At 54.3% G+C, this 24138-nt stretch carries 17 protein-coding genes; 14 read left to right on the plus strand and 3 right to left on the minus strand.

From position 1 onward, the window contains the following. Positions 1–24 precede the first annotated feature (24 nt). From ABD931_RS09285 to ABD931_RS09330, 10 genes are all read left to right on the plus strand, one after another. Entirely contained in the window at positions 25–2592 is a 2568-nt protein-coding gene (locus ABD931_RS09285; RefSeq protein ID WP_345266270.1) for a TonB-dependent receptor domain-containing protein, read from the plus strand. 45 nt (positions 2593–2637) lie between these two features. Continuing rightward, positions 2638–4455, plus strand: a complete 1818-nt coding sequence (locus ABD931_RS09290; RefSeq protein ID WP_345266272.1) for an ABC transporter ATP-binding protein — start codon at positions 2638–2640, stop codon at positions 4453–4455. A 3-nt stretch (positions 4456–4458) separates the two neighbouring features. Then, positions 4459–5073 carry a DapH/DapD/GlmU-related protein gene (locus ABD931_RS09295; RefSeq protein ID WP_345266274.1) on the plus strand — a complete coding sequence of 205 codons (615 nt, stop codon included), beginning with the start codon at positions 4459–4461 and terminating at the stop codon, positions 5071–5073. Further along, positions 5066–5704, plus strand: a complete 639-nt coding sequence (locus ABD931_RS09300) for an acyltransferase (RefSeq protein ID WP_345266276.1) — start codon at positions 5066–5068, stop codon at positions 5702–5704. Before ABD931_RS09295 ends, ABD931_RS09300 begins: the two co-directional genes overlap by 8 nt. Before the next feature lie 121 nt (positions 5705–5825). Continuing rightward, entirely contained in the window at positions 5826–7013 is a 1188-nt protein-coding gene (locus tag ABD931_RS09305; RefSeq protein WP_345266278.1) for a hypothetical protein, read from the plus strand. A gap of 9 nt (positions 7014–7022) precedes the next feature. Further along, entirely contained in the window at positions 7023–8171 is a 1149-nt protein-coding gene (locus ABD931_RS09310) for a glycosyltransferase (RefSeq protein WP_345266280.1), read from the plus strand. 9 nt (positions 8172–8180) lie between these two features. Then, positions 8181–9323, plus strand: a complete 1143-nt coding sequence (locus ABD931_RS09315) for a glycosyltransferase family 2 protein (RefSeq protein WP_345266282.1) — start codon at positions 8181–8183, stop codon at positions 9321–9323. Positions 9324–9344: 21 nt separating this feature from the next. Next, positions 9345–10829: a polysaccharide pyruvyl transferase family protein gene (locus ABD931_RS09320; RefSeq protein ID WP_345266284.1), complete on the plus strand. Its 1485-nt coding sequence runs from the start codon at positions 9345–9347 to the stop codon at positions 10827–10829. Positions 10830–11446: 617 nt separating this feature from the next. After that, entirely contained in the window at positions 11447–14020 is a 2574-nt protein-coding gene (locus ABD931_RS09325; RefSeq protein ID WP_345266286.1) for a glycosyltransferase, read from the plus strand. A gap of 27 nt (positions 14021–14047) precedes the next feature. Beyond that, complete coding sequence (locus tag ABD931_RS09330; protein ID WP_345266288.1) at positions 14048–15841, plus strand: ABC transporter ATP-binding protein; 1794 nt, start codon at positions 14048–14050, stop codon at positions 15839–15841. Between the two features lie 97 nt (positions 15842–15938). Here ABD931_RS09330 and uxaC read toward each other — a convergent pair whose 3' ends face one another. Then, positions 15939–17360: a glucuronate isomerase gene (gene uxaC / locus ABD931_RS09335; protein ID WP_345266290.1), complete on the minus strand. Its 1422-nt coding sequence runs from the start codon at positions 17358–17360 to the stop codon at positions 15939–15941. After that, positions 17357–18562, minus strand: a complete 1206-nt coding sequence (gene uxuA / locus ABD931_RS09340; protein WP_345266292.1) for a mannonate dehydratase — start codon at positions 18560–18562, stop codon at positions 17357–17359. The genes uxaC and uxuA overlap by 4 nt, the downstream gene beginning before the upstream one ends. Positions 18563–18626: 64 nt before the next feature. Here uxuA and ABD931_RS09345 point away from each other — a divergent pair, with 64 nt between their 5' ends. The 4 genes from ABD931_RS09345 (at position 18627) to ABD931_RS09360 (ending at position 23434) form a co-directional block, all read left to right on the plus strand. Then, positions 18627–19973 carry an MFS transporter gene (locus ABD931_RS09345; protein ID WP_345266294.1) on the plus strand — a complete coding sequence of 449 codons (1347 nt, stop codon included), beginning with the start codon at positions 18627–18629 and terminating at the stop codon, positions 19971–19973. A gap of 106 nt (positions 19974–20079) precedes the next feature. Continuing rightward, complete coding sequence (locus ABD931_RS09350; RefSeq protein WP_345266296.1) at positions 20080–21075, plus strand: PfkB family carbohydrate kinase; 996 nt, start codon at positions 20080–20082, stop codon at positions 21073–21075. Between the two features lie 87 nt (positions 21076–21162). Beyond that, the gene (locus ABD931_RS09355; RefSeq protein ID WP_345266298.1) at positions 21163–21831 is read left to right on the plus strand and encodes a bifunctional 4-hydroxy-2-oxoglutarate aldolase/2-dehydro-3-deoxy-phosphogluconate aldolase; all 669 of its coding nucleotides are present in this window, start codon (positions 21163–21165) and stop codon (positions 21829–21831) included. A 94-nt stretch (positions 21832–21925) separates the two neighbouring features. Further along, the gene (locus ABD931_RS09360) at positions 21926–23434 is read left to right on the plus strand and encodes a tagaturonate reductase (protein WP_345266300.1); all 1509 of its coding nucleotides are present in this window, start codon (positions 21926–21928) and stop codon (positions 23432–23434) included. Between the two features lie 4 nt (positions 23435–23438). Here ABD931_RS09360 and ABD931_RS09365 read toward each other — a convergent pair whose 3' ends face one another. Then, on the minus strand, positions 23439–24131 hold the full coding sequence (locus ABD931_RS09365; RefSeq protein WP_345266302.1) for a 3-keto-disaccharide hydrolase: 693 nt from the start codon (positions 24129–24131) through the stop codon (positions 23439–23441). Positions 24132–24138 lie beyond the last annotated feature (7 nt).

Below are 24138 nucleotides of genomic sequence, written 5' to 3' on the forward strand. Positions count from 1 at the left end.
GTCTGTATCTGATTCAATTCGGTAATGAAGGTTCTTTTTTGTTTGATGGGGGGGATACTGGTCACGGCAACGGCAATGGCGCAGACGTCTGTAGGCGTAATTCCGGCAGCTGCTGCGGTCCCAATTCTGCACTATTCACCGGGCCAATTGGCAGGTAGCGTTGTAGATTCGATCACGGGTAATCCGGTACCGTTTACCACCCTGGCCCTGATGAGTCCGGCCGGTAAACTGGTAGTGGGTACTGTTGCCGATGAGCAGGGGGCCTTTCAACTGGGGCAGATTCCGTACGGCAGTTATAAACTGGTAATAACAAGTGTAGGCTACCAGGCAAAAACTATACCCAATCTATTGGTCAGAGAAGGCGAGGCCGGGTTATCTCTGACGGGTATCCGGCTGCGTCCCGACACCAAAATGCTTAAAGAGGTTGTGGTGACGGGTCAGCGGGCGCTGATCGAGGATAAGGGCGACCGGCTGGTGTATAATGCCGAAAAAGACATGGCCAACGTGGGTGGGTCGGCGGCCGATGTACTGCGGAAAGTGCCGATGCTGAGTGTGGACCTGAACGGCAATGTGCAGCTTCGGGGGAGTGGCAATTTTAAAATCTTCCTCAATGGTAAACCGTCGGCTCTGATGGCCCGCAACCAGGCCGATGCGCTGCGGCAACTCCCCGGCAGCACGATCAAAACGGTGGAGGTGATCACCAGTCCGGGCGCTAAATACGATGCCGAGGGTGTGGCCGGGATCATCAACATCGTTACCCTAAAACGGTGGGAGGGATTCAACGGCAGTTCGTATGTCTCGGCAGGTAATTTGTCGCAGTCGGCAGGAGCGAGTGTGAACGTACAGGGGAAAAAGCTGGGGGTATCGGTGACGGGGGGCCTTTACCAGTACCGCTCCATTAGCGAAACCGAATCGTACCGGACTACCCTGGTAAACGGCCAACCGATCAATATTCTTTTCCAGAGCAGCCGCCAGGACAATACCGGGATGGGTGGCAATATAGGTATCAACCTGGATTACGATCCCGATTCGACCACCCGCATCAGCCTGTGGCTGAGTGGCTGGGGCGGCAATTATCCGAATAACAGCAGCCTGTACAGCCGGCTCTACACCCCGGCCGGCAATATCCTTCAGGAGTTCCGGCGGGCTATTGAGTTTAGTGACTACTACCGCAACGGCGAAGCCAATCTGGGCTACACCAAAACGTTTCAGAAACGAAAGGTCGTGTACCGCCACGTGCTTGCCCCCAACCTGCGGGATAAATTGGCTATTGGTCACTACGTTACCGAAACGGGTCCGCAGCCGGAACTGTCTGTTCTGGCGCAGTACAGCCACACCCCCGACCGCAATAACTACACCGCCGATCAGTACACGCAGGAAAACCTGGTCACCTACCGGGAGCGCAGCATCAACCTGAGCCACTATAACGAACTGACGGTCCAGACTGATTACACCTATCCGTTCCGGTTTCGGATCAGGACTGATACCACTCAGGCTACCCTGGAGGTGGGTGCCAAAGTCATTCTGCGCGACATCGGCAGCGACTACAGCCTCGATCAGGCGCTGGACGGCTCATATATTTTTGTACCTGACCCCACCCGCTCTACTAAGTTCGACTATACCCAGCAGGTATTGTCGGGATACACCTCAATCAGGCTGGCTCCCGGCCGGAACTGGGTAGCTGTGATCGGTGCCCGGCTGGAGCATACCGCTATTAACGGGAACTTTGCCAGTACGAATACCCGAATCAGTCAGCAATACCAGAACCTGATTCCAAATCTGTCGCTTATCCGCCGGTTCAAAAACAAGCGTACCCTGCGGATGAGTTACACCCAGCGCATTACCCGGCCGCTGGTGGGCTACCTCAACCCCTACGTCAACTTCAGCAATCCACAAAATCTGGTCACCGGGAATCCCGACCTGGACCCGGAGCTGGCGCACGCGGCCGAACTGGCTTACAGCACCTTTGTGGGCAAAGGTATTGTTCTGAATACGGCCCTGTACCATCGGCAGACCAACAACGCCATTGAATCCGTCAGCACGGTCGATGCAGAAGGCATTTCCGTGTCACGGCCGCAGAACATAGCCCGGCGCAGTGTCTCGGGGCTTCAGATCAACACCAATGTGCAGCCGCGCCGGAACCTGACCATTGCCGGGGGCAGTACGCTGCAGCGGGTAGAGTCGTACAGCCCCGCCCTCGGGCAAGGCAACCGGGGGTTTGTCTGGAACGCTACCGCCAATATGTCGTACCGGCTGCCGAAAGGGATTATCGTGCAGGCTAATGGCAATTATACGTCGGGCCGCGTTATTCTGCAGGGGCGAACGTCCGGCTGGTATGGGTACACGTTCTCTGCCCGGAAAGAACTCTGGGATAAAAAAGCCAGCCTGACCTTATCGGCGACTACACCCTTCAACCGGGTGGTGCGGCAGGAGAACGTCCGGGAAGCTCCCACCTTCACGTCGTACGGTACTTCGGCAAACGTAACCCGGTCGGTGCTGGCTACATTTTACTGGCAGTTCGGGCAAAGCAGCAGCAGCAGACAAACCAAAAAAATCAATAACGACGATAAGGCCGACATACCCCGGCGGTGAGTGGATGAGGAGTACGGAAAAAGTGATTTACGCAACGTTGAAAGTATGAAATCAGTGAAATTGCCATCCATCAAATACGATGTCCTGTTGAGGCTGACGCAGTTCACGGCACCTTATACGTGGAAAGTCCTGCTGCTGATTCTGATCGGGATCGCCAACGTGGGGTTCAATGTGCTGCGGCCATTGCCCATGAAATACGTGATCGATAATGTCTTGTCGGATCACCCGCTGCCCACCCAATTACAGCAGTTTTTTCTTGCGGCCGGAGGGATACCCGATAAAATCAGCCTGCTGGTTGTCTTTGTTGTGGTATCGGTCCTTATCGTGCTTGGTAGTTCCGCTTTGACGTTTATATCTACCCACTTGACCACCCGCGTTTGTCAGCAAATGGTGCTGGACCTGTCGGCGCAGGTTTTCGATAAACTACAGCGGATGTCGCTGGCTTTTTATTCCAGGAACAAGATCGGCGAGCTGATGCAGCGATTATCGGGCGACACTTACGTGATCTATTCCATAATCGGGGGTATTCTGCTGCCGACTTTATTCGCGATAGTAACCCTGTTTGCCATGTTGTATATCATGATGAGCATCAACGTCACACTGGCGCTCATCGCTATGTCCATCGTTCCGATTTTTGCCGTTTTGCTGGTGGTATTCCGGAAACCCATGACCGAATCGACGCAGCGGCAGTACGAAGAATCGGGTAAGCTGTGGTCGTTTATCCAGCAGAGCCTTTCGTCGATCAAGATCATTCAGGCCTATTCCCGGGAAGGCGACACCAGCGAGCAGTTTAAAGCCGTTGTGGCGCAGCATAACGACGCGTCGGTCAACTCGACCAAAATATCGACCATTTACAATACGCTTACGGCTTTGCTCTCCGGTATGGCCACCGCCATCGTCATCGGGGTAGGGGCTTACATGAGTTTGGGAGGGGCTATCTCCATTGGTGAACTGTACATCTTTATCGGCTATATCGGTTCGTTGTTTGGGCCCGTCAACTCGCTGGCGGGTACCATTCAGACCGCTATCACCATCAGCGCCCGGGGAAAACGCGTATTTGAGATTCTCGATTCGGACGAGGTAGTTGCCGAAAAGCCTGATGCGCGACCCCTGACCGATGTGAAGGGCCATGTTCAGTTCCGGAATGTCAGCTTTGGCTACGGCCAATCGGCGCAGGCGCTGAGGGTGCTGGAGGATTTCAGCCTGGAGGTTAGTCCGGGGCAGATTGTGGCCGTAGTTGGCCCGACGGGGGCCGGTAAAACGTCGATGATTTCGATGCTGTTGCGTTTTTATGACCCCTGGGGGGGCGAGGTGCTGCTGGACGGCATAAACCTGAAGGATGTAACACTGCAGTCACTGCGCAACAACGTAACGCTGGTTCTGCAGGACTCGTTTATCTTCCCCATGTCGCTGGCCGATAATATTGCATTCGGCAATCCGCACGCGTCAAGAGAAGAGATTATTGAAGCCGCCAAAGCTGCCCAGGCGCACGACTTCATCAGCCGGTTGCCGGACGGCTACGATACGGTTGCCAGTGAAGGCGGAGTATCGCTGTCGGGTGGCGAGAAGCAGCGGATTTCACTGGCCAGGGCGTTTCTGCGCAACACCCCGATTCTGATCCTCGACGAGCCGACCTCGGCCCTGGATGCGCAGACCGAAGCCCGGATATTCCAGGCCCTATCGTCTTATTCGTCGGGCCGGACCATCTTCATCATCTCGCACCGGCTGTCTACCATTCGGCACGCCGATCTGATTGTTACGATCAAAGACGGCACTATTGCCGAGACCGGTACGCATGATGTGCTGGTAAACGGCGGCAAAGTGTACGCCGAATTATATAAATATCAGGAGGTAGCTCAATAGCGTATGGAAACACAAACAACAAATCGGCCTGTATTTCAGCCACTGGTTCCGGGCGGAGCCATTGAGGGTGACTGGTGTCGTTTTCCGGTGCCCCTCAACATAGAGGTTGGTGATAATGTGGTAATTGACTCATCCGCCAGTTTCAAGAAGTATTTTTCGAAACTGCCCGTTGGGCTGAAGGTGGGTAGCCACGTAACGCTGCTAAGTTCGGCGCTGGCTACCGAAGAGAACGGCTTTATCGAGATCGGCGACTACAGCTATATCTCCGGGGCCTGTCTGGCGGCTTCCCGCCAAATCAGCATTGGCCGGTATGTGTTCATTGCCGGGGGCGTAACCATTGTCGATACCGATTTTCACCCGCTCGACCCGGCCGCCCGCCTTGCCGACACCATCGCCATTTCGCCGGTCGGCAACAAAGCCCTGCGGCCGGTGTTCGACTCGGCGCCGGTCATTGTTGAGGATGAAGTCTGGATTGGCTTCAACGCCACAATCCTGAAAGGGGTAACCATTGGTAAGGGAGCCGTGATTCAGCCGGGAGCGGTGGTGCTGAAAGATGTTCCGGCAGGGGCGGTGGTATCGGGCAATCCAGCCCAAATTACAATTCCTGATTATGCATAAACACCTGGCTCAATCGGTGACCGAAAGTGATACCGGCCGACTATTCATCGACGGCGACTGGTTCCCGAATCCGCTGCCGGCCAATATCGAGCTGGCCGACATGGCTTACCCCGATACGTCGTATTCGTTCACCACCTTCTTCTCCGAGAAGCCGGTGGGTTTTTCGTTGGGATATGCCAGTGGTAATTACGGCCACAGCATGTTTACAACCGGTAAAAACGGTGAAATCCGCGTGGGCCGGTACGTTGTGCTCCAGTGTACACGCATCATCAGCAACCTGTTGGTTTCCATACATGACCATTGTATGTTTTCGTGGGGTTCGGTGCTGACCGATAGCTGGCTGACCGAACAGACTCAGGCCCCGGCTCTTCGGCGGCAAATGCTCGAAGCAGCCGCTCATTCGCCGAACCGGCATCTGGAAATGACTGACCCGCAGCCGGTTGTTATTGAGGAGAACGTATGGGTCGGTTTTGAAGCGGTTATTCTGCCGGGAGTGACCATTGGCCGGGGAGCGGTCATCGGCTGCAAAACCATTGTTACGGAAGATGTGCCGCCTTACGCAGTGGTAGTGGGTAATCCCGGTCGGGTGGTGCGGTATCTGGAGCCGACGGATGTAGAGGTGAAAGAGTGAAGGTAGTTGTTAGTCGATAGTCAATAGTTGCAGGCGTCAGCATTATTGACCGCCCGGCAGCCCCGTATTGACTACCGACTACTGACTATCAACTATCGACTAATAAATAAACTTAACGATTATGGAAAAGATGAAAATAGTGGTAGGGGGCTTTATTGGCCTGTTTCCGACTGGCGGAGCCACCTGGGATTACCTGCAATATCCGCTGGGCCTGAAGCTGCTCGGCCACGATGTATATTACATTGAAGATACCCAGCTTTACCCGGTTTACCAGGCATCGGGCGATAGCTGGGATGATTGTACTTTCGGCGTCGAGTACCTGAAGAAGGCCATGGCCGAGATCGGCATGGAAGACCGCTGGGCCTACCGCGATGTGGCTACCGGAAAGACATTCGGTATGTCGGAGACGAGGCTGAAGGAGGTCTGCAAAACGGCTGATGTGTTCATCAACGTCTCTTCGTCAACAGTATGGCGGGATGAGTACCGGAAGATACCGGTGAAAATCCTGATTGATACCGACCCGATGTTTACCCAGTACCAGTACCATCTGAAAATGGAAGCCGGTGGATCGGAAGCCGAATACTCCCGCGTTTACATGCAGGAACATGACCTGTTCTTCACCTTTGGCCTGAACATCGGCCAGCCCGATTGCCGCATTCCGCAGTTTGACTACAACTGGCTGACGACCAAAAAGCCGATCTGTGTTGACTTCTGGGATCAGCCCGTAGCGAAGCAGAGTTCGTTCGGTTTTACGTCGATTATGAACTGGACCGAGCGCCCCGATTTTATCTACGATAACGAAACCTGGGGGCAGAAGAACAAGGAGTTCCGGAAGTTCTTTGAACTGCCTACAGCCTCGAAGCGGAAATTTGAGATCATCATCAACCGGCCGAAAGACGCCGAAACTGTGCAGTCGATGAACAGTCTGACGGCTCGCGGCTGGGATATTCTGAGTCCTGGTAACCTGATTGCCGACAAAGATAACTACCGGGACTTTGTGCAGTCATCGTTTGCGGAGTTCTCGGTCACCAAAGAGACCTACATTAAATCAAACAGCGGCTGGTTCTCGGGGCGGTCGGCTGTATACCTGGCTTCGGGCCGGCCAGTACTAACGCAGGACACTAAATGGTCGCGCTATATGCCGGCGGGAGAAGGCGTTCTGGCCATCAGCGATCTGGAAACGGCGTCTCAGGCCGTGGCTGAGGTTACCGGTAATTATGAAAAGCATTCGAAAGCCGCCCGCGACATTGCCCACGAATACTTCGACAGCGGGAAAGTGCTCTCGGATATGCTGGCGCATGTGAATTAAGGAGAACGCATGGCAACCCTTGTTATTGGCTCCTATATGGTGCGCTATCCGCTGGGGGGCAATTTGTCCTGGGCGTTGCAGTATCTGGTGGGTTTTAAAGAACTCGGGCATGAGGTGTATATGGTTGAGAAATATGCGTACCCGGACTCCTGCTACGACCCGGTGAAAGGGGTGCTCAGCGACGACTGCACCTACGGTCTGAATGTTGTTTCGGATCTGCTGGCGCGGTATGGCCTGGAAAACAACTGGTGTTATGTTGAAAAGGGTGATATCTACCACGGCCTTTCCAGGGAGCAGGTAAATGCAGTTTTTCGCCGGGCCGATGTATATATCGAGTCCGGAGCGCACGGTAGCTGGGAGGAAGAATCCGCCCTGGCCGGCCTGCGGGTCTATATCGACGTAGACCCGGCGTATTCGCATTTCAAATGGCAGCAGGAGAAAGACGAGAATATACCCCTGCCGACCTACGACCGCTATTTTACCAACGGCATGAATGTAGGCAAAGACCACAACATCATACCCACGGGAGGTATAGACTGGGGATACATTTTCAACCCGGTCAATACTCGTTTGTTCAGCCGGTTGGCCCCACCGGCTGCGGCCCCCTATTCGACCATCATGAACTGGAAGTCGTACGACTGCGTGACCTACAAAGGGGTGGTATACGGGCACAAAGACATCGAATTCGAGAAATTTATGGCGCTGCCGCGATTGGTCGACACTCCGCTGGAGGTCGCCGTTTCCGGTCTGGAGGAAGACAAAGAAAGGATATTGAGAGAGAAAGGCTGGTCCATTACGAATGCCCAGCGGGTAACCTTTACGTTCGATACCTTCCGGCAGTATCTGTACGGTTGCCGGGGGGAGTTTAGTGTGTGTAAGAACATGTATACGGCTACTGATTCGGGGTGGTTCAGCGATAAAAGTGCAGCCTATCTGGCCAGTGGGCGGCCGGTCGTGGTGCAGGATACCGGCTTCAGCCGGCATTTGCCGGTCGGTGAAGGACTGTTTGCCGTGAACGATGTGGCCGAAGCGCAGGAAGCCATTGAAGCCATTGAACGTAACTACCAATGGCACCGCGACAAAGCGTTTGAAATAGCCTGTGAGTACCTGGAGGCTAAGAACGTGTTGCGTAAGTTTTTGGATGAGTTGGGTCTTTAGCACATTGGTATGAACAAAACCCCACTAGTCAGCATCATCATCGACAATTATAATTATGGGCGCTTTCTGCGGGCGGCTATCGACAGTGCACGTCAGCAGACCTACACCCATACGGAAGTGATTGTGGTAGACGATGGCTCAACCGATGATTCGGCCGCCATTATTCGGGAATATGGCAATGCCATTACCGCTATCCTAAAAGCAAACGGTGGTCAGGCATCAGCCTTCAATGAGGGCTTCAAAGTCAGTAGGGGCGAAATAATTATCTTTCTCGACGCCGACGATACGCTGCTGCCCACCGCGATCGAACAGGTGGTTAATGCTTTCGACAGCCCGGAGGTGGCTAAGGTACACTGGCCGATGTGGCGCATCGACGGGGCAGGCCGAAGAAGTGGCGGTGTTGTTCCGGCTCATCCGCTGGCGGAGGGTGATCTGCGGGAGGGGCTTGTACATCACGGGCCGGCCTTTTGCTGCGGTACGGCCTATGGCGCTCCGACCAGCGGCAATGCCTGGTCGCGCCGGTTTCTCAACCAGGTATTTCCGTTACCAGAAGCCGATTTTAGAACGGGTGGCGTCGATTTCTACCTGTTCGTGCTGGCTCCGGTTTATGGTCCGATTCGAAGGTTAACCGAGCCTCAGGGCTTCTATCGCGTACACGGCAGTAACGACACCCTGAAATCAATCGAACCCTACCTTCAAACTTATTTCGGCTGGTTCGGCCACGCCTGGCAGGCACTGTACGAGCACCTGTCGGTCGCGGGTGTGCCCGTCGATATCACTATCTGGAAACGGGACTCCTGGTTTCACCGGATTTATCTATCCCTCCAGGAGATCGACGCGGCAGTACCACCTGCAGCACGTTTTATTCTGGTCGACGAGAATTACTGGGGAACCGGCGATTTGGTTGCGGGGCGACGGTGCATACCGTTCCCGGAGCAGGATGGCCAATATTGGGGCGCCCCGGCCGATGATGCTGCGGCCATTCGGGAGATTGAGCGGCAGCGTGGCAACGGAGCGGCTACGGTGGTGTTTGCCTGGCCGAGTTTCTGGTGGCTCGACCACTACCGCGAGCTGCATCAATTTCTGCGTACCCAATACCCGTGTATGCTGGAGAATGACCGGCTGATCATCTTTAATCTGCAACCGGCCTAAACGGCTCCCTTTCACACGTATATGCCAAACTACAGCATGATTTCCGGAAAACAACTGATCGATAAACTGGCTTCAACCATTGATAAAGTCTTAAAGCCACTGGTCCCGGCCGGTGCCTCCTGCGCCCTGCTGGAGTTTCCGAACTACGCCAACTCGGGCGATAGTGTAATCTGGCTGGGCGCCAAAGCCTGGCTGCGCCGAAACCGCAATACCGTTGTCTATAGCTGCGATAAGGAGACCTACTCGCGGGAGTTGATGGCTGCTCAATTGGGCAGCGGTATTATTCTGTTGCAGGGCGGTGGCAACTTTGGAGACATCTGGACTGACTTGCAGCATTTTCGGGAGCGCGTCATACAGGATTTTCCCAGCAACAAGATCATTCAGCTACCTCAAACCCTGCATTTCAGACAGGAGGCCAGTATTGCCCGAACCCGCCTGATTCTGGAAGCTCACCCTGACCTGACGCTGCTTGTTCGCGACCAGGCCAGTCTGGATTTTGCCCGGCAGCAGTTTGCGGTTCCGGCGACGCTATGCCCCGACATGGCCTTTGCCCTTGGTCCCGTGGAACGACCCCACCAGGCCCAAACGGATATGGTCTGGTTGGCGAGAACCGATAAGGAGACCCAGAACAAACCGGCTCCTCAGAATGAGCTGGGTCTCATCTGCACCGACTGGCTGGAGGAGCCCCACAGTGCTCTCCGCGACCTGAATGAGCAGCTAAGCCGTGATCTAAAGCAGCTTCCTGATAAAGCACCGGAGTTGTACCGCGGGCTTGTAGGGACCTATGACCCCATTGCCCGGGAGCGCTTTCTGCGGGGGATAACCACTCTGAGCCAGGGCCATGTGGTTGTCACCGACCGCCTGCACGGACACATTATGTGCCTGTTGCTCGACATTCCGCACGTGCTGATGGACAATAACTACGGAAAAGTGCGGGGCTTTTACGAGGCCTGGACCAGGGACAACAAGCTGACCTGCTGGGCCGATTCGCCGGAGGAGGTCGTCAATACAGCGTTTTCGGATACCCGGTTTCGGGATGTCCTCCAAACTAAAGGGATCAACCTGACAACGCTTGATCGGCTGGTCGGCCGTCTGAAAGCGTCTATGGAAACTCAGACTGGCTGGATTACGGCAGGAGAAAAAGCGAAGTTGCTGTGGAAGACTCAACTTAATCAGACCAGAGAGGATATTCTGGCCTGTGTCGGTATCGGTCAGCCATTTATTCTGGTCGATGAAGATCAGATTCGGACGGAACTGAACCTGAACGCCGGCACGGTTATACCGTTCTCAGGACAGGAGCAGGGGTACCTTGGTCCTCCGGTCGATGATGATGCCGCTATTCAGGCTTTAGCGCAAATGCGGAAGAACAAAGCCGGATTCATTGCTATTGCGTGGCCGGCCTTCTGGTGGCTCGATTATTATACCCGTTTTGCGCAGCACCTGCGGACAAACTTTCAGTGTATGCTGAAGAACGAACGCATAGAAATGTACGACCTGCGAGCCTGAACTAGGGGGATAAGGGTTGTCGCAGAATGACTACATGGTCGCCTTTGCGTTGCAGGGTTGCGGATCAATCAAACGCATTAACATCAGAACAATTACAACCGTTTGTTTGCTTACCGGAACCCCATCAAATTCAGAAGGGCGGTAAACTATGGACCTGAAGCTAGGCAATTGGGGGTTCAGATCCACGGGTCGCCGGGTAGTTACGTTCTCCTTAAAAATTACCAATCTGGCTTACGCCAGAATTCGTTGGCCTGCCACAAATCTATAGCTAAAAATAGGTATTTTTAGCTATAGATTTGTGTAACCACACGGTTTATAGTTGAAGCTGTTTTTTTGCCTATCCCGGAAAAATTTAATTCTGTTTTCATTTATATATAAATCACTCAACATAAATTTACCTGATAGAATAAATTTTCTATTCATATACTGCTGCCAGAGGCTGACACTACAGGCTAGAATACGTCCAAGCCTGTGCAGCACGCATTACGAACACACCATTTTCTGCAGACGGCTGTCGCCAGTCATTTTCTAATTCACGAGCTTATTGAAAGCTCAACGTATGCCCTGATTTATTTTCTATACAAAGCAGGAGGGGATTTCTACTTAATTACTTAGCAATGAAGAAACACGTAGCGTCTGAGGCAGCAGCAGGCTTCTGTGCCCGGCCGCGGGTTGACGGTAAATTTATTACCATAGGCGGAGAAACGTTTTACATCAAAGGGGTAACCTACGGTACGTTTCAGCCCGGCGAACACGGTAATCAGTTCCCTTTAGCTGCGGATGTGGAAAAGGACTTCTCACAGATGGCAAGCCACGGTGTCAATGCGGTACGTACTTACACCGTTCCTCCCCGCTACCTGCTGGACCTTGCTCATCAACACAACCTCAAGGTAATGGTTGGCCTGCCCTGGGAACAGCATATTACGTTCCTGGATGAACGCACCCGAATCCAGGGCATTATTCAGCGTGTTCAGGAAGGTGTTCAGGCCTGTGCCCACCACCCGGCCGTACTATGTTACACCATCGGCAATGAAATTCCGGCGCAGATTGTCCGCTGGTACGGTCCCAAACGCATTGAACGCTTTCTTCATCAGCTCTTTCGGGCAGTCAAAACGGTAGATCCGGAAGGGCTGGTAACCTACGTCAATTATCCCACTACCGAATATCTTTCATTACCCTTTCTCGACTTCGATTGCTTCAATGTTTATCTGGAGACCGAGGAAAAGTTAAGCATTTACCTGGCGCGGCTGCATAACCTGACGGGTGATCGGCCGCTGGTGCTGGCAGAGATTGGCCTCGACAGCATGCGCAATGGTGAGGAGAAGCAGGCAGCGGTGCTGGACTGGCAGATTCGCACCATCTTCGGCAAGGGCTGCGCCGGAACGTTTGTCTTTGCCTGGACCGACGAGTGGTGGCGGGGCGGCTTTGAGATTGAAGATTGGGATTTTGGTATTGTAGACCGGCAGCGGGAACCTAAACTAGCTCTAGAAGCCGTTCAACGGGCATTCTCAGACGCTCCTTTTGCCACAGCAAGGGCGGTTCTGCCCAAGATCTCAGTCATTGTTTGTTCTTATAACGGTTCTGCGACCATTCGTGATACGCTGGACGGACTCCTGAAACTGGACTACCCCAACTACGAAGTGATCGTCGTCAATGATGGATCAACCGATCAGTTGGCCTGTATTGCTGGTGAATACCCGTTCCGGCTTATTTCAACACCTAACCGCGGGCTGAGCAATGCCCGTAATACAGGTCTGTATGCCGCCACCGGCGAAATTGTGGCCTACATCGACGATGATGCCTATCCCGATCCCCACTGGCTGCACTACCTGGCCTACAGCTACCTCAACACCAATCATGCCGGTGTAGGCGGTCCCAACCTGCTGCCCGGGAACGATGGTCCCATAGCTATGTGCGTCTTTCACGCACCGGGTGGGCCGGTACATGTGCTGACCACCGACGAGATTGCCGAACACATACCGGGTTGCAATATGTCGTTCCGTCGGGAGGTGCTGCTGGAGATTGGCGGGTTTGATCCCATTTATCGGGCGGCCGGCGATGACGTGGATGTGTGCTGGCGGGTGCAGCAGCAGGGCTACACCATTGGTTTTCATCCTTCGGCAACGGTATGGCACCACCGGCGCAACTCGCTGAAGGCCTACTGGAAACAGCAGCAAGGCTACGGCCGGGCCGAGGCACTGCTGGAGCAGAAGTGGCCTGAAAAGTATAATGGGATGGGCCATGTAAGTTGGGGTGGCCGTATCTATGGTAATGGGGTAACACAGCCGCTTTCTCTCCGGCGCAGCCGGATATTTCATGGCGTATGGGGGTCGGCTCCGTTCCAATCGGTGTATCAGCCGGCTTCCGGACTTATTTCTTACCTGCCCCTAATGCCGGAGTGGTACTTGCTGACGGGTTTCCTCTGCTTTCTTACATTCCTGGGCCTGGTTTGGTCACCCTTGCTGTGGGTGTTACCCGCCTTTATTGCTGCGTTTGTCATTATCTGGATACAGTCTGGCGTTAGCGCGGCAAAGGCCCGCCTGAACGTGCCCCAGACCCAACGGCTAGCCTATTGGGCGCTGATTACCGCCCTCCATGCTATTCAGCCTATGGCTCGTTTATACGGGCGGTTGACATACGGACTTACGCCATGGCGAAAGCGGGGCCCGGTCAGTTATAGGCTGAGCCATTTATTCAGCCGCAGAATTATCCTGACTAAATGGTCGGAAAATTGGCGATCGGCCGAAGACTGGTTAGGAGAAGTCGAGAGCCGACTCAAGGCATTTGATACCCGGGTCCGATCTGGTGGAGAATTTGACGCCTGGGATTTGCAGGTGAGTGGTAGCCTGTTTTCGTCCGTGCGCGGCTTACTGACGGTTGAAGAACATGGGGGAGGTAAGCAACTTGTCCGGTTTAAATGCTGGCCAACGTATTCGGCGGCAAGTGGTAGTCTGCTGATTGGTATGCTTAGCCTTTGTGGGTTCGCCGTTGCCAGTCAATCATACGTAATCAGTGCTGTGTTCGGCCTAGTTTCGGTATTGCTCCTGGTGAGCTTCTTTACCGGCAAGGCGCGGGCGCTAGCCGCATTCACCGATGCGTTTCAGCAGTCAGCTACTGAAATACTGCCAGAAGAATCCTTACCGTCAAATGATGAGCTACTTACTTATTTGCCCGTAACGGCAGAAGCATAACATAGTAACGGGGACGCCCGTCATCCTATGAAAAAACCATCACTTCTACTCCGGTTATTGCGTTATGTAGTCAGCTACAAGCTGAAACTTTCAGGACTTATCCTTATTGCACTGGTTGGGGTGGGGTTCGAGGTGCTGAAGCCACTGCCGGTAAAAATAATTATCGACTCCGTTCTGAGCAGTAAGCCGTTACCCCCTTTATTAATTGGTTTAGCCGGGCAATCTATCTGGTGGGCCGATAAAGGCGCTCTGCTGGTAGGTTGTCTGGCGGTTATGGCCGTGAGTGCGGCCGGAAGTGCGCTGTTTGCGTTTTGGGTGACCAGCTTTATGGCGGGTTTTTGCCAGCGATTAGTCACGGATCTGTCTATAGAACTGTACCATAAGCTTCAGCAGCTTTCTGTGACATTTTATTTCAAAAATAAAATAGGTGATCTGCTCCAGCGGCTTAGCAGTGATGTGTTTGTCGTTTACTACCTGGTGGCCCAGATCATTGTTCCCGCTACAAGTTCATTACTTTCGTTAGGTGCCATGTTTTACATCATGGCCTGTATCAATCTGGAGCTGGCGCTGGTCGCTCTGTCGGTAGTACCGTTGCTGGTGATTGCTTTGGTAGTATTCACTAAGCCAATGGAGACAACTACCGATAAGCAATACCAGAGCTTTGGCAATTTGTCAGCCTTTGTACAGCAAAGCCTGGCTTCCATGCGGGTTATTCAGGCCTTTGCCCGGGAGAGTCTGATGCAGAAAAAGATGGAAACGCATGTGATGGAGTATAACCGGGCCTTTCTGAAAGCAACGCAGGTGTCGGCAGGCTATAATCAGCTTTCGGCCCTGATTACCGGTTTAGTGGCCGTAATTGTGGTTGGATTTGGAGCCCACCAGGGAATGAACGGAGTGATCTCGGCGGGTGATCTCTTCGTCTTTTTGGGGTATATCACGGCGCTGTACGGCCCTGTAAACTCCTTGTCTATTGCTATTGGCACCAGTGTGGTGATCAGTTCACGGAGCAAGCGTTTATTTGATATTCTGGATTCGGAAGAGTTCGTGAACGATAAACCGTCCAGTACCGCACCGGCGCGTTTATCGGGCAATATTAGTTTCGAAAATGTTGATTTTGGCTACGGGTTAAGAACCAGTGGAAAGCTGACATTGCGGAACATAAATCTTCATGTTCCAGCCGGCAAAACGGTCGCCATTGTGGGACCTACCGGTGCCGGGAAAAGCTCGCTTATCTCCCTTCTGTCCCGATTTTATGATCCATGGTCGGGTAGAATAACTATTGATGGGCATGACCTGCGTACCATTCCGCTCGGCTTCCTGCGGGAGAATGTCGCCCTGGTACTACAGGATCCTTTTCTATTTCCGATGACCATCAGCGAGAACATCGCTTTTGGAAAGCCGGATGCTACCCCCGATGAGATCCGAAAGGCCGCACAGGCCGCACAGGCGCACGACTTTATCAAGAAGCTACCTCTCGGCTATGATACGCCTATTACAGAGACAGGTACGTCGCTGTCGGGTGGAGAAAAGCAGCGTATATCACTGGCCCGTGCTTTTCTGAAGCAGGCACCGATACTGATTTTAGATGAACCCACGTCGGCACTGGATGCACTCACCGAAGCCCAGGTCTTTGCCGCCCTCAATAAGGTAGCATCTGAAAAAACAGTCTTTATCATTACCCATCGTCTGTCGGCTATCAAGCACGCCGATCTGATTATTACCCTTCAGGATGGAGCTGTGGTAGAGAGTGGTACGCATCAGAACTTGTTGGCGATGGGAAATACGTACGCGGAGATGTATAATCATCAGCAAATTGCCTAAGTCAACTGATAACTTTGGCGCTGCCCAGATTACGCAATTTCTGGTGTTTGAGGTGATACCGTAAATTAAGAAGGGGCGTTAGTGACGCCCCTTCTTGTTAAAACCCAAAATATCCCTTTGCGTTGTTGTAGCAGATGTCCTGCACCAGTTTGCCGATCCACTCAACATCGTTCGGCAATTCCCCATTTTCGACATCGTTGCCGTAGAGGTTGCACAGAATCCGGCGGAAGTACTCATGGCGCGGGTACGACAGGAAACTCCGCGAATCGGTCAGCATACCCACAAAGCGGCTCAGCAGGCCCATGTTCGAGAGGGCGTTCATCTGCTTCTCCATGCCATCTTTCTGATCCAGAAACCACCAGCCCGAGCCAAACTGAATCTTGCCCGGTACTGATCCGTCGTTGAAGTTACCCGCCATGGTGGCTATCACTTCGTTATCCCCAGGGTTCAGGTTGTACAGAATGGTTTTGGCCAGTTTATTCTGATCGTCCAGCCCACCCAGAAAACGGGATAAGGAACGAGCCTGCGCAAAATCGCCGATGGAGTCCCAGCCCGTATCCGGGCCTAGTTCGCGCAGTAGCCGACGGTTGTTGTTCCGCAGGGCACCCAGGTGATACTGCTGCGTCCAGCCTTTCTCCCAATCCCACTCGGCAAACTGCACCAGCATAAACGACCGGAACTGCTCAGCTTCTTCCGGCGTAATGGGTGTCTGGTTCAGCAGATTCCGGAAGATGCGCTGAATATCGCTGTCGGTGTAGGGAACAGATGAGATGGTCTCCAGACCGTGATCAGACAGGCGGCAGCCCATTTCGGCAAAGTAGTCATGTCGTTGCTTCAGGCAGTCGAGGTAGTCGTTCAACGTCCGGAGATCGCAGTTGCAGACCTCGCCCACCCGCTGCACATAGGCCCGGAATACCTCCGGATCATCCACGTTCATGGCTTTATCCGGCCGGAAGGTGGGCAGCACGCGGGTAGCAAACCCGCTCTCGGCAATCTGGCGGTGGTATTCCAGCGAATCGAGCGGATCATCGGTGGTGCAGACGACCTGTACGTTGAAGTGCTGCAGCAGCGAGCGTGTGGTCCAGCGGTCACGCAGTTGCTGGGTGCAGGTGTCGTACACCTCGCGGGCGGTATCCGGGTTCAATACCGTTTCCACACCGAAGGGATTCTTCAGCTCCATATGCGTCCAGTGATACAGCGGGTTCCGCATGGTATAGGGCACCGTCTCGGCCCACTTCTCAAACTTCTCGTAGTCGCCTGCGTCGCCGGTACAGTAGCGCTCCGGCACGCCATTGGTGCGCATGGCCCGCCATTTATAATGGTCGCCATACAGCCAGATCTGCGTCAGGTTGTCAAACCGCTTGTCGGTCGCAATCTGGTCGGGTGGCAGGTGACAGTGGTAGTCGATAATCGGCATGTCTTTGGCGTACTCGTGGTAGAGCCGCCGGGCCGTTTCGGTCTGGAGGAGAAAATCATCGTCCAGAAACGGCTTTACGGAGGTAAGGGTATCTATATTCATATGGCAGCAGTCGGTTGGTTACTCATTCGGTCAATACCCAGCATCAGGCCTCGCAGCTCGGCCAGCCCCCGCAGGCGGCCAATGGCGGTATAGCCGGGGTTGGTTCGTTTACCGGAGTTCAGGTCGTCCAGCATCCGGTGGCCGTGATCGGGTCGGAACGGCATGCGCAGGTCAGTACGGCCTTCGTCGGTCCGGCGTTTCTGTTCCTGCAGCAAGGCCCGCATCACACCGAACATATCTACATCACCTTCCAGGTGGTTGGCTTCGTAAAAGTTGCCGTCGGCATCGCGCCGGGTACTGCGCAGGTGGATAAAATGCACCCACGGCCCCAGCCGCTCCACCATACCGACCAGATCATTATCGGGCCGCACTCCGTAGGAGCCGGTACAGAAACAGATCCCGTTGGCGGGTGATTCCGCAGCAGCCAGTAACTGCCGGGCATCGGCTTCCGTACTCACTACGCGGGGCAGGCCCAGGATCGGGTACGGAGGATCGTCGGGGTGAATAGACAGCCGTACGCCTACGGATTCGGCCACGGGCACAATCTCGCGCAGGAAGCTGTACAGGCTGGTCCGCAGTTCGGCATCACCAATATGCTGGTAGGTATTCAGCGTCTCCTGAAACTGCTCCACAGTATAGCTCTCCTCCGAACCGGGCAAACCGGCAATGATGTTGCGTAGCAGCCGCCGGGCCTGGGTTTCGTCCAGCGCTTCGTAACAGGCTTTGGCTTTCTGCACCTGCTCGGCGGTATAATGCTTGTCGGCTCCGGGGCGCTTCAGAATGTACAGCTCAAAAGCGGCAAATTCGGCCGCGTCGAACCGCAGAGCTGTGGAGCCGTCGGGCATGGGGAAGTCCAGATCGGTACGGGTCCAGTCGAGCACGGGCATGAAGTTGTAGCAAACCGTATCGATGCCGCACTCGGCCAGGTTGGCAATCGACTCCTTGTAATTCTCGATGTATTGCCGGTACGCACCGGTGCGGGTCTTAATGGCCTCGTGGACCGGAATACTTTCGACGACCGACCAGGTGAGGCCCATTTTTTCGATCTCGGTTTTTCGCTTCCGGATTTCGTCGACGGGCCAGACCTGCCCATTGGGAATATGATGCAGCGCGGTAACGATGCCGGTGGCACCGGCCTGGCCTATATCCGACAGGGTTACGGGGTCGTTGGGACCGTACCACCGCCAGGTTTGTTCTAACATAGTGGGAGCTTTTGGGTAAAAAAGCAGTGACATCTGCTTTTCTAACAAATAGAGTTGAGAATTCATGAATATTACCGCTCCGTCTCCTGGAAACTACCGATGGCGTATGGTGGCGCTGCTGTTTCTGGCGACTACGATCAACTACGTAGACCGGCAGGTACTTTCCTTTACCATGACGGACGAGCTGTTCCGGAAAGAGATGATGGGCATCGGCCCGAACCAGATTCTGACGCAGGAAGCGCTGGATCGGTTCAGGATTCAGTACGGCGATGTCGATGCCGCCTTTAAGTTTGCCTACGCTATCGGCTTTCTGGTGGTAGGCTGGCTCATTGACCGTATCGGCACCCGGCGGGGCTTTGCCCTGGGGATCTACGTCTGGAGCATTGCGGCTGTAGCCACTACATTTGTCAGCTCGATGCGGGGCCTTGCTCTGGCTCGAACCAGCCTTGGTATTGGGGAAGCTGCCAATTTTCCGGCGGCCGTCAAAACCATATCCGAATGGTTTCCCCGGCGGGAGCGCTCGTTTGCCAGTGGGGTATTTAATGCGGGAGCCAACGTAGGTATTATTCTGACGGCGTTGGTGGTGCCCTGGCTGATCCTGAAATTTGGCTGGCGCAGTTCATTTTTCGTGACGGGTGTACTGGGTTTTGTCCTGCTGGCGTTCTGGTGGTTTACTTACACCAAACCTCACCGGAACCCCCGGGTATCCAAAGCAGAACTGGATTACATTCACAGCGACGATGAGCAGGAGCAGCAGCCGCTGAAGGTGTCCTGGAGTAAGCTGCTTTCGTACAAGCAGACCTGGGCCTTCGCCGTTGGTAAGTTCATGGCCGACCCCATTTGGTGGTTTTACATGACGTGGCTACCCGATTTCTTTAATTCTAACGACGCCCTCGAACAGCGGCTGGACCTGAAAAGCTTTGGTATCCCGTTTCTCATCATCTACATTGTATCCGATGCCGGCAGCGTCTTTTTTGGCTGGCTCAGCACCCAGTTCATGAACCTGGGCTGGACGGCCAACCGCGCCCGGAAAACCACGATGCTCATTTGTGCCCTGTGCGTAGTTCCCATATTCTTTGCGGCTAAAACCAGCAGCCTGTACGTAGCCATTGCCTTAATCTCGGTGGCCACGGCCGCGCATCAGGGTTGGGCCGCTAATATGTATACCTTTGCCTCCGATCTCTTTCCAAAAAGTGTCGTTGCGTCGGTTACTGGCATCGGCGGAATGTTTGGTGCGGTAGGCGGTATTCTGCTGGCCTTGCTAGCCGGGCGGATTATAACTGCATTTGGGTACCTGCCTATGTTCATTATTGCCGGTTGTGCCTACCTGATTGCCCTCGCCATTATCCACCTTGTTCTGCCGAAACTGGAGCCGGTGAGCGTGGAGGAACTGGAAAGCGTAGTAGTGTAGAATTAAGAATTAAGAGTTAAGAGTTAAGACGGGGCCACCCGGTGGTTAAGGATTGGTGCATCAGCCATAACTCTTAATTCTTAACTCTTAATTCATAACTCTAAGTATGAAGAAGATTGTAACGTTTGGCGAAGTTATGATGCGGTTGAGTCCGCCGGGCTTCGAGCGATTCACGCAGACCACCACCCTCAATATTGCCTTTGGCGGCACCGAAGCGAACGTCGCCGTTTCGCTGGCGCATTTCGGGTACGAAGCCGCGCATGTCACCCTTTTTCCCGACCATCCGCTGGGCCATTCGGCCGTCAGCTACCTCCGTCAGTTTGGGGTTGATACCCGGCATATCCGCTACGGCGAGGGCCGCCTGGGCTTGTATTTTCTGGAAACAGGAGCCGCCAGTCGCGCTAGCCAGATTGTCTATGACCGGGCCGATTCGGCATTTATGCGCATGCAGGCGGATGAGTTCGACTGGGAGACGATTTTACAGGGAGCAGACTGGTTCCACTGGACGGGAATCACCCCCGCGCTCTCGCAAGGCGCGGCCGATTGCCTGCTGGCGGCTATCCAGACGGCCAACCAACTGGGCGTACCGGTCTCCGGCGACCCGGTTTATCGCAGCAACCTCTGGCAGTATGGAAAGCACCCACAGGAGATTATCCCGGCACTAACCGAAGGTTGTACGCTGGTACTCGGTAATGCCGGCCTGTTTGCTCATTTGTACGATATTCACGAAAGCGATAACGAAGCAAGCGCCCAGGCCCTGCGGCAGCGCTTTCCGAATGTGCGGTACGTGACCGATACCAGGCGGGAGCAGCTCAGTGCCTCGCACAACCGGCTGTCGGCCTGGCTGTACGATAAGGAGCGGGCATACCATTCGCGGACGTACGATATTCAGCCGATTGTCGACCGAATCGGCACGGGCGATGCGTACATGGCCGGCCTGATCTATGGTCTGCTCACCTACGCTGATCCCCAGCAGGCACTGGAATTTGGCGTTGCCGCTTCCGTACTAAAGCATACCATTCTGGGCGATGCCAATATTGCGTCCGTTTCCGAAGTAAACACCCTGGTGCAGGGAGATACGTCGGGGAAGTTGAAAAGATAGAGTCGTTTGAGGTTTAACGTTTGACGTTTAAGGTTGCTTCGCCTAATTAACGTTAAACCTCAAACGTTAAACCTCAAACGAACAACCATGCGTTTCGATCGACTAACCGTTTACCAAACCATCCGACAGGTGCCGCTGGTGCCGGTCTTTTACCATGCCGACCCGGAAATCTGCGCCGGCGTACTGGCGGCCAGTTACCGCGCCGGTATCCGGGCGTTTGAGTTTACCAACCGGGGGGATTTTGCGCACGAGGTCTTTGCCGAGATCAACCGCCGGGCGGCTCGTGAATGGCCGGACATGATTCTGGGCGTAGGTACCATTTTCGACGCGCCCACGGCGGCTCTGTACATCCAGGCGGGGGCCAATTTTGTAGTGGCGCCAACGTTTAACCCGGATGTGGCTAAGCTCTGTAACCGCCGGAAGGTGGCCTATATGCCGGGATGCGCCACCATGACCGAAATCAGTCATGCCGAGGAGTGGGGCGTCGAGGTGGTGAAGATCTTCCCCGGCGATACGCTCAGTCCTAAATTTGTGAAGGCGCTGCGCGGCCCGATGCCGTGGACGAAGGTGATGGTGACCGGTGGGGTAGAGCCCACGCAGGAAAGTCTGGAAAGCTGGTTTAATGCCGGCGTAACGGCCGTGGGTATCGGCTCCCAATTATTTCCGAAACACCTGCTGGAAAACCGGAAGTTTGACGAACTTGAGCAGAGCGTCCGGCAGGCCGTGCAACTTGTAAACACTATCGTTAATCAATAGCTTTTTTATGATGCGGGTGCAGAAATGCACCAAAGACACCAATCGTTAATGTATTTTCGCCATGAATAGCAGCACCGTTACCCCTATAAGTACGATGGATAAACTGTCAAAAGCGTTGATTCCGACTGATACCCCCCCCGAACGCGTGCTGCAATTCGGCACTGGCGTTTTACTACGCGGTTTGCCGGATTATTATATCAATAAAGCCAACCAGCAGGGTACCTTCAATGGCTCCATTGTAGTAGTAAAGTCGACAGATGGTTCTACGGATGAGTTTGCCCGGCAGGACAACCTGTATACCCTGGTGGTGCGGGGCGTTCAGCAGGGGCAGCCGATTGCCGAAAATACAGTGGTAACGGCCATCAGCCGCGTATGGGCTGCCCAAACCGACTGGAAGGAAATTCTGCGGCTGGCGCAGAACCCCGACCTCCAGATTATCATTTCCAACACCACGGAGGTGGGTATCCAGTATGTCGAAGAGAGTATTTTCCAGCATCCGCCCCAGTCTTATCCAGCGAAGCTGACCGCCTTTCTGTATGAAGTATTTAAGAACTCCGGCGGCTCCAAAAAGCGCGGGATGGTGGTAATTCCCACCGAACTCATTACCGATAACGGGCTGAAGCTGCGCGATACGGTCGAGAAGCTGGCAAAGTACAACGAACTGGGTCGGTTGTTTATGAAATGGCTGAAATACCACGTCCGTTTCTGCAACTCGCTTGTCGACCGCATCGTGACCGGCCGGCCCGACGCTGAGCGGTACCAGCAGCTCGGGCAGGAACTGGGCTATGAGGATAACCTGCTGACCATGACCGAACCCTACCGGCTCTGGGCCATCGAGGGCGACGACCGGGTGAAGGAAATGCTGAGCTTCGCCCAGGCAGACTCCAGCATTATCATTGAAGAAGATATCACGTTTTACCGGGAGCGCAAACTCCGCGTGCTGAACGGCACGCATACCCTGAGTGTGCCGCTGGGTTACCTGATGGGAATGGAAACGGTTTATGAAAACAACCACCACCCGGTCATGTCGCGGTTCGTACAGCAACTGATGCTGACCGAAATTGTCCCGACCGTCCCGACTGATACCATGCCCGACGCGGGTCCGGCTGCCATTGAGCAGTTTGCGCGGGATGTGCTGGATCGGTTCCGCAACCCGCATATCGTACACTTGCTGCCGAACATCCTGACCCAGCAGACCTCCAAGATGCAGGCCCGCAACGTGGCTACCATTCAGCGATACTACGATAAATTCGGCAAATTGCCGCAGCATATGGCGCTGGGGTTCGCGGCTTATCTGCTGTACATGAAGGCTGTGAACGTGGAAGGCAATACGTATTACGGCGAGCGGAGTGCTGCCGGTCAAACGCAGTCGTACCCGATTCGCGACGAGAAAGCCGATTATTTCTACCAATTATGGCAAACCGTGGATGTGCATGATCCGGCGTCGGTGCGGCAGTTCGTTCACAGCGTCTGCGCCGATACGATGCTGTGGGGTGCCGACCTGTCGAGCTTACCCGACTTTGCCGATACTGTTACGGAGTATTTGTCCGATATGGTAACGCTGGGCGTAGAGGCAACGGCCGCAAAGTGGTTGCCGGCGTAGGCTGCTACTTCAACTCCTTAATGGCAATGTTACGAAAGCGGTGAGCGCCCCCCGGTTTCCAGGAACCCGCCATGCTGAAGGCCTGAGCCGCCGGGGAGTACACCGCCGACCAGTGCAGTTGGAGGCCAATCATGCCTTCGGTGGCACCGGCGGTGAAGTCGTTTTTGGGCTGGGTTGCCTCCCACATCTGCTCGCCGTTTACCCAGAGCGTGAGGTGCGGTATCTCGCCTTCCATTCGGATACGGAAGGCGTTCCAGTCTCCCGCTTTCCAGACCCTGGCGATATTAGTCGCCTGAGCACCCTGACTGATCGGCAACATTTCGCCCAGCAGGTTGCCCAAGCCACCGGGCAGCATCAGTTCTACCTGGTACGCCTGCCCGCTCTCTGTAGAACGCAGAAAGATGCCGCCGTTGCAAAACGAATCGACCTTCGCTTCCAGATACAACTCAAAGTTTTTGTACTTTTTATCGGTGAGCAGCACTCCGCCCTGCCCGTAAGGGTGCTGTTTCAGTGTAATGACGCCGTCTTTTACATAAAAGTTGCCGGTAGTACCCTGGTGGGTAGTCCGGCTCATATGCCAGCCTTTCAGATTTTTGCCATTAAAAATAGGCGTAAACCCAGCCGGCACCCCCTGCGCCCGCACTACCCCAGCCACACAGACCAGCAGAACCAAAAAGATAGAGAACCCCAATCGCATACATTCA

Source organism: Nibrella viscosa, assembly GCF_039541875.1.
Lineage (GTDB): Bacteria > Bacteroidota > Bacteroidia > Cytophagales > Spirosomataceae > Nibrella > Nibrella viscosa.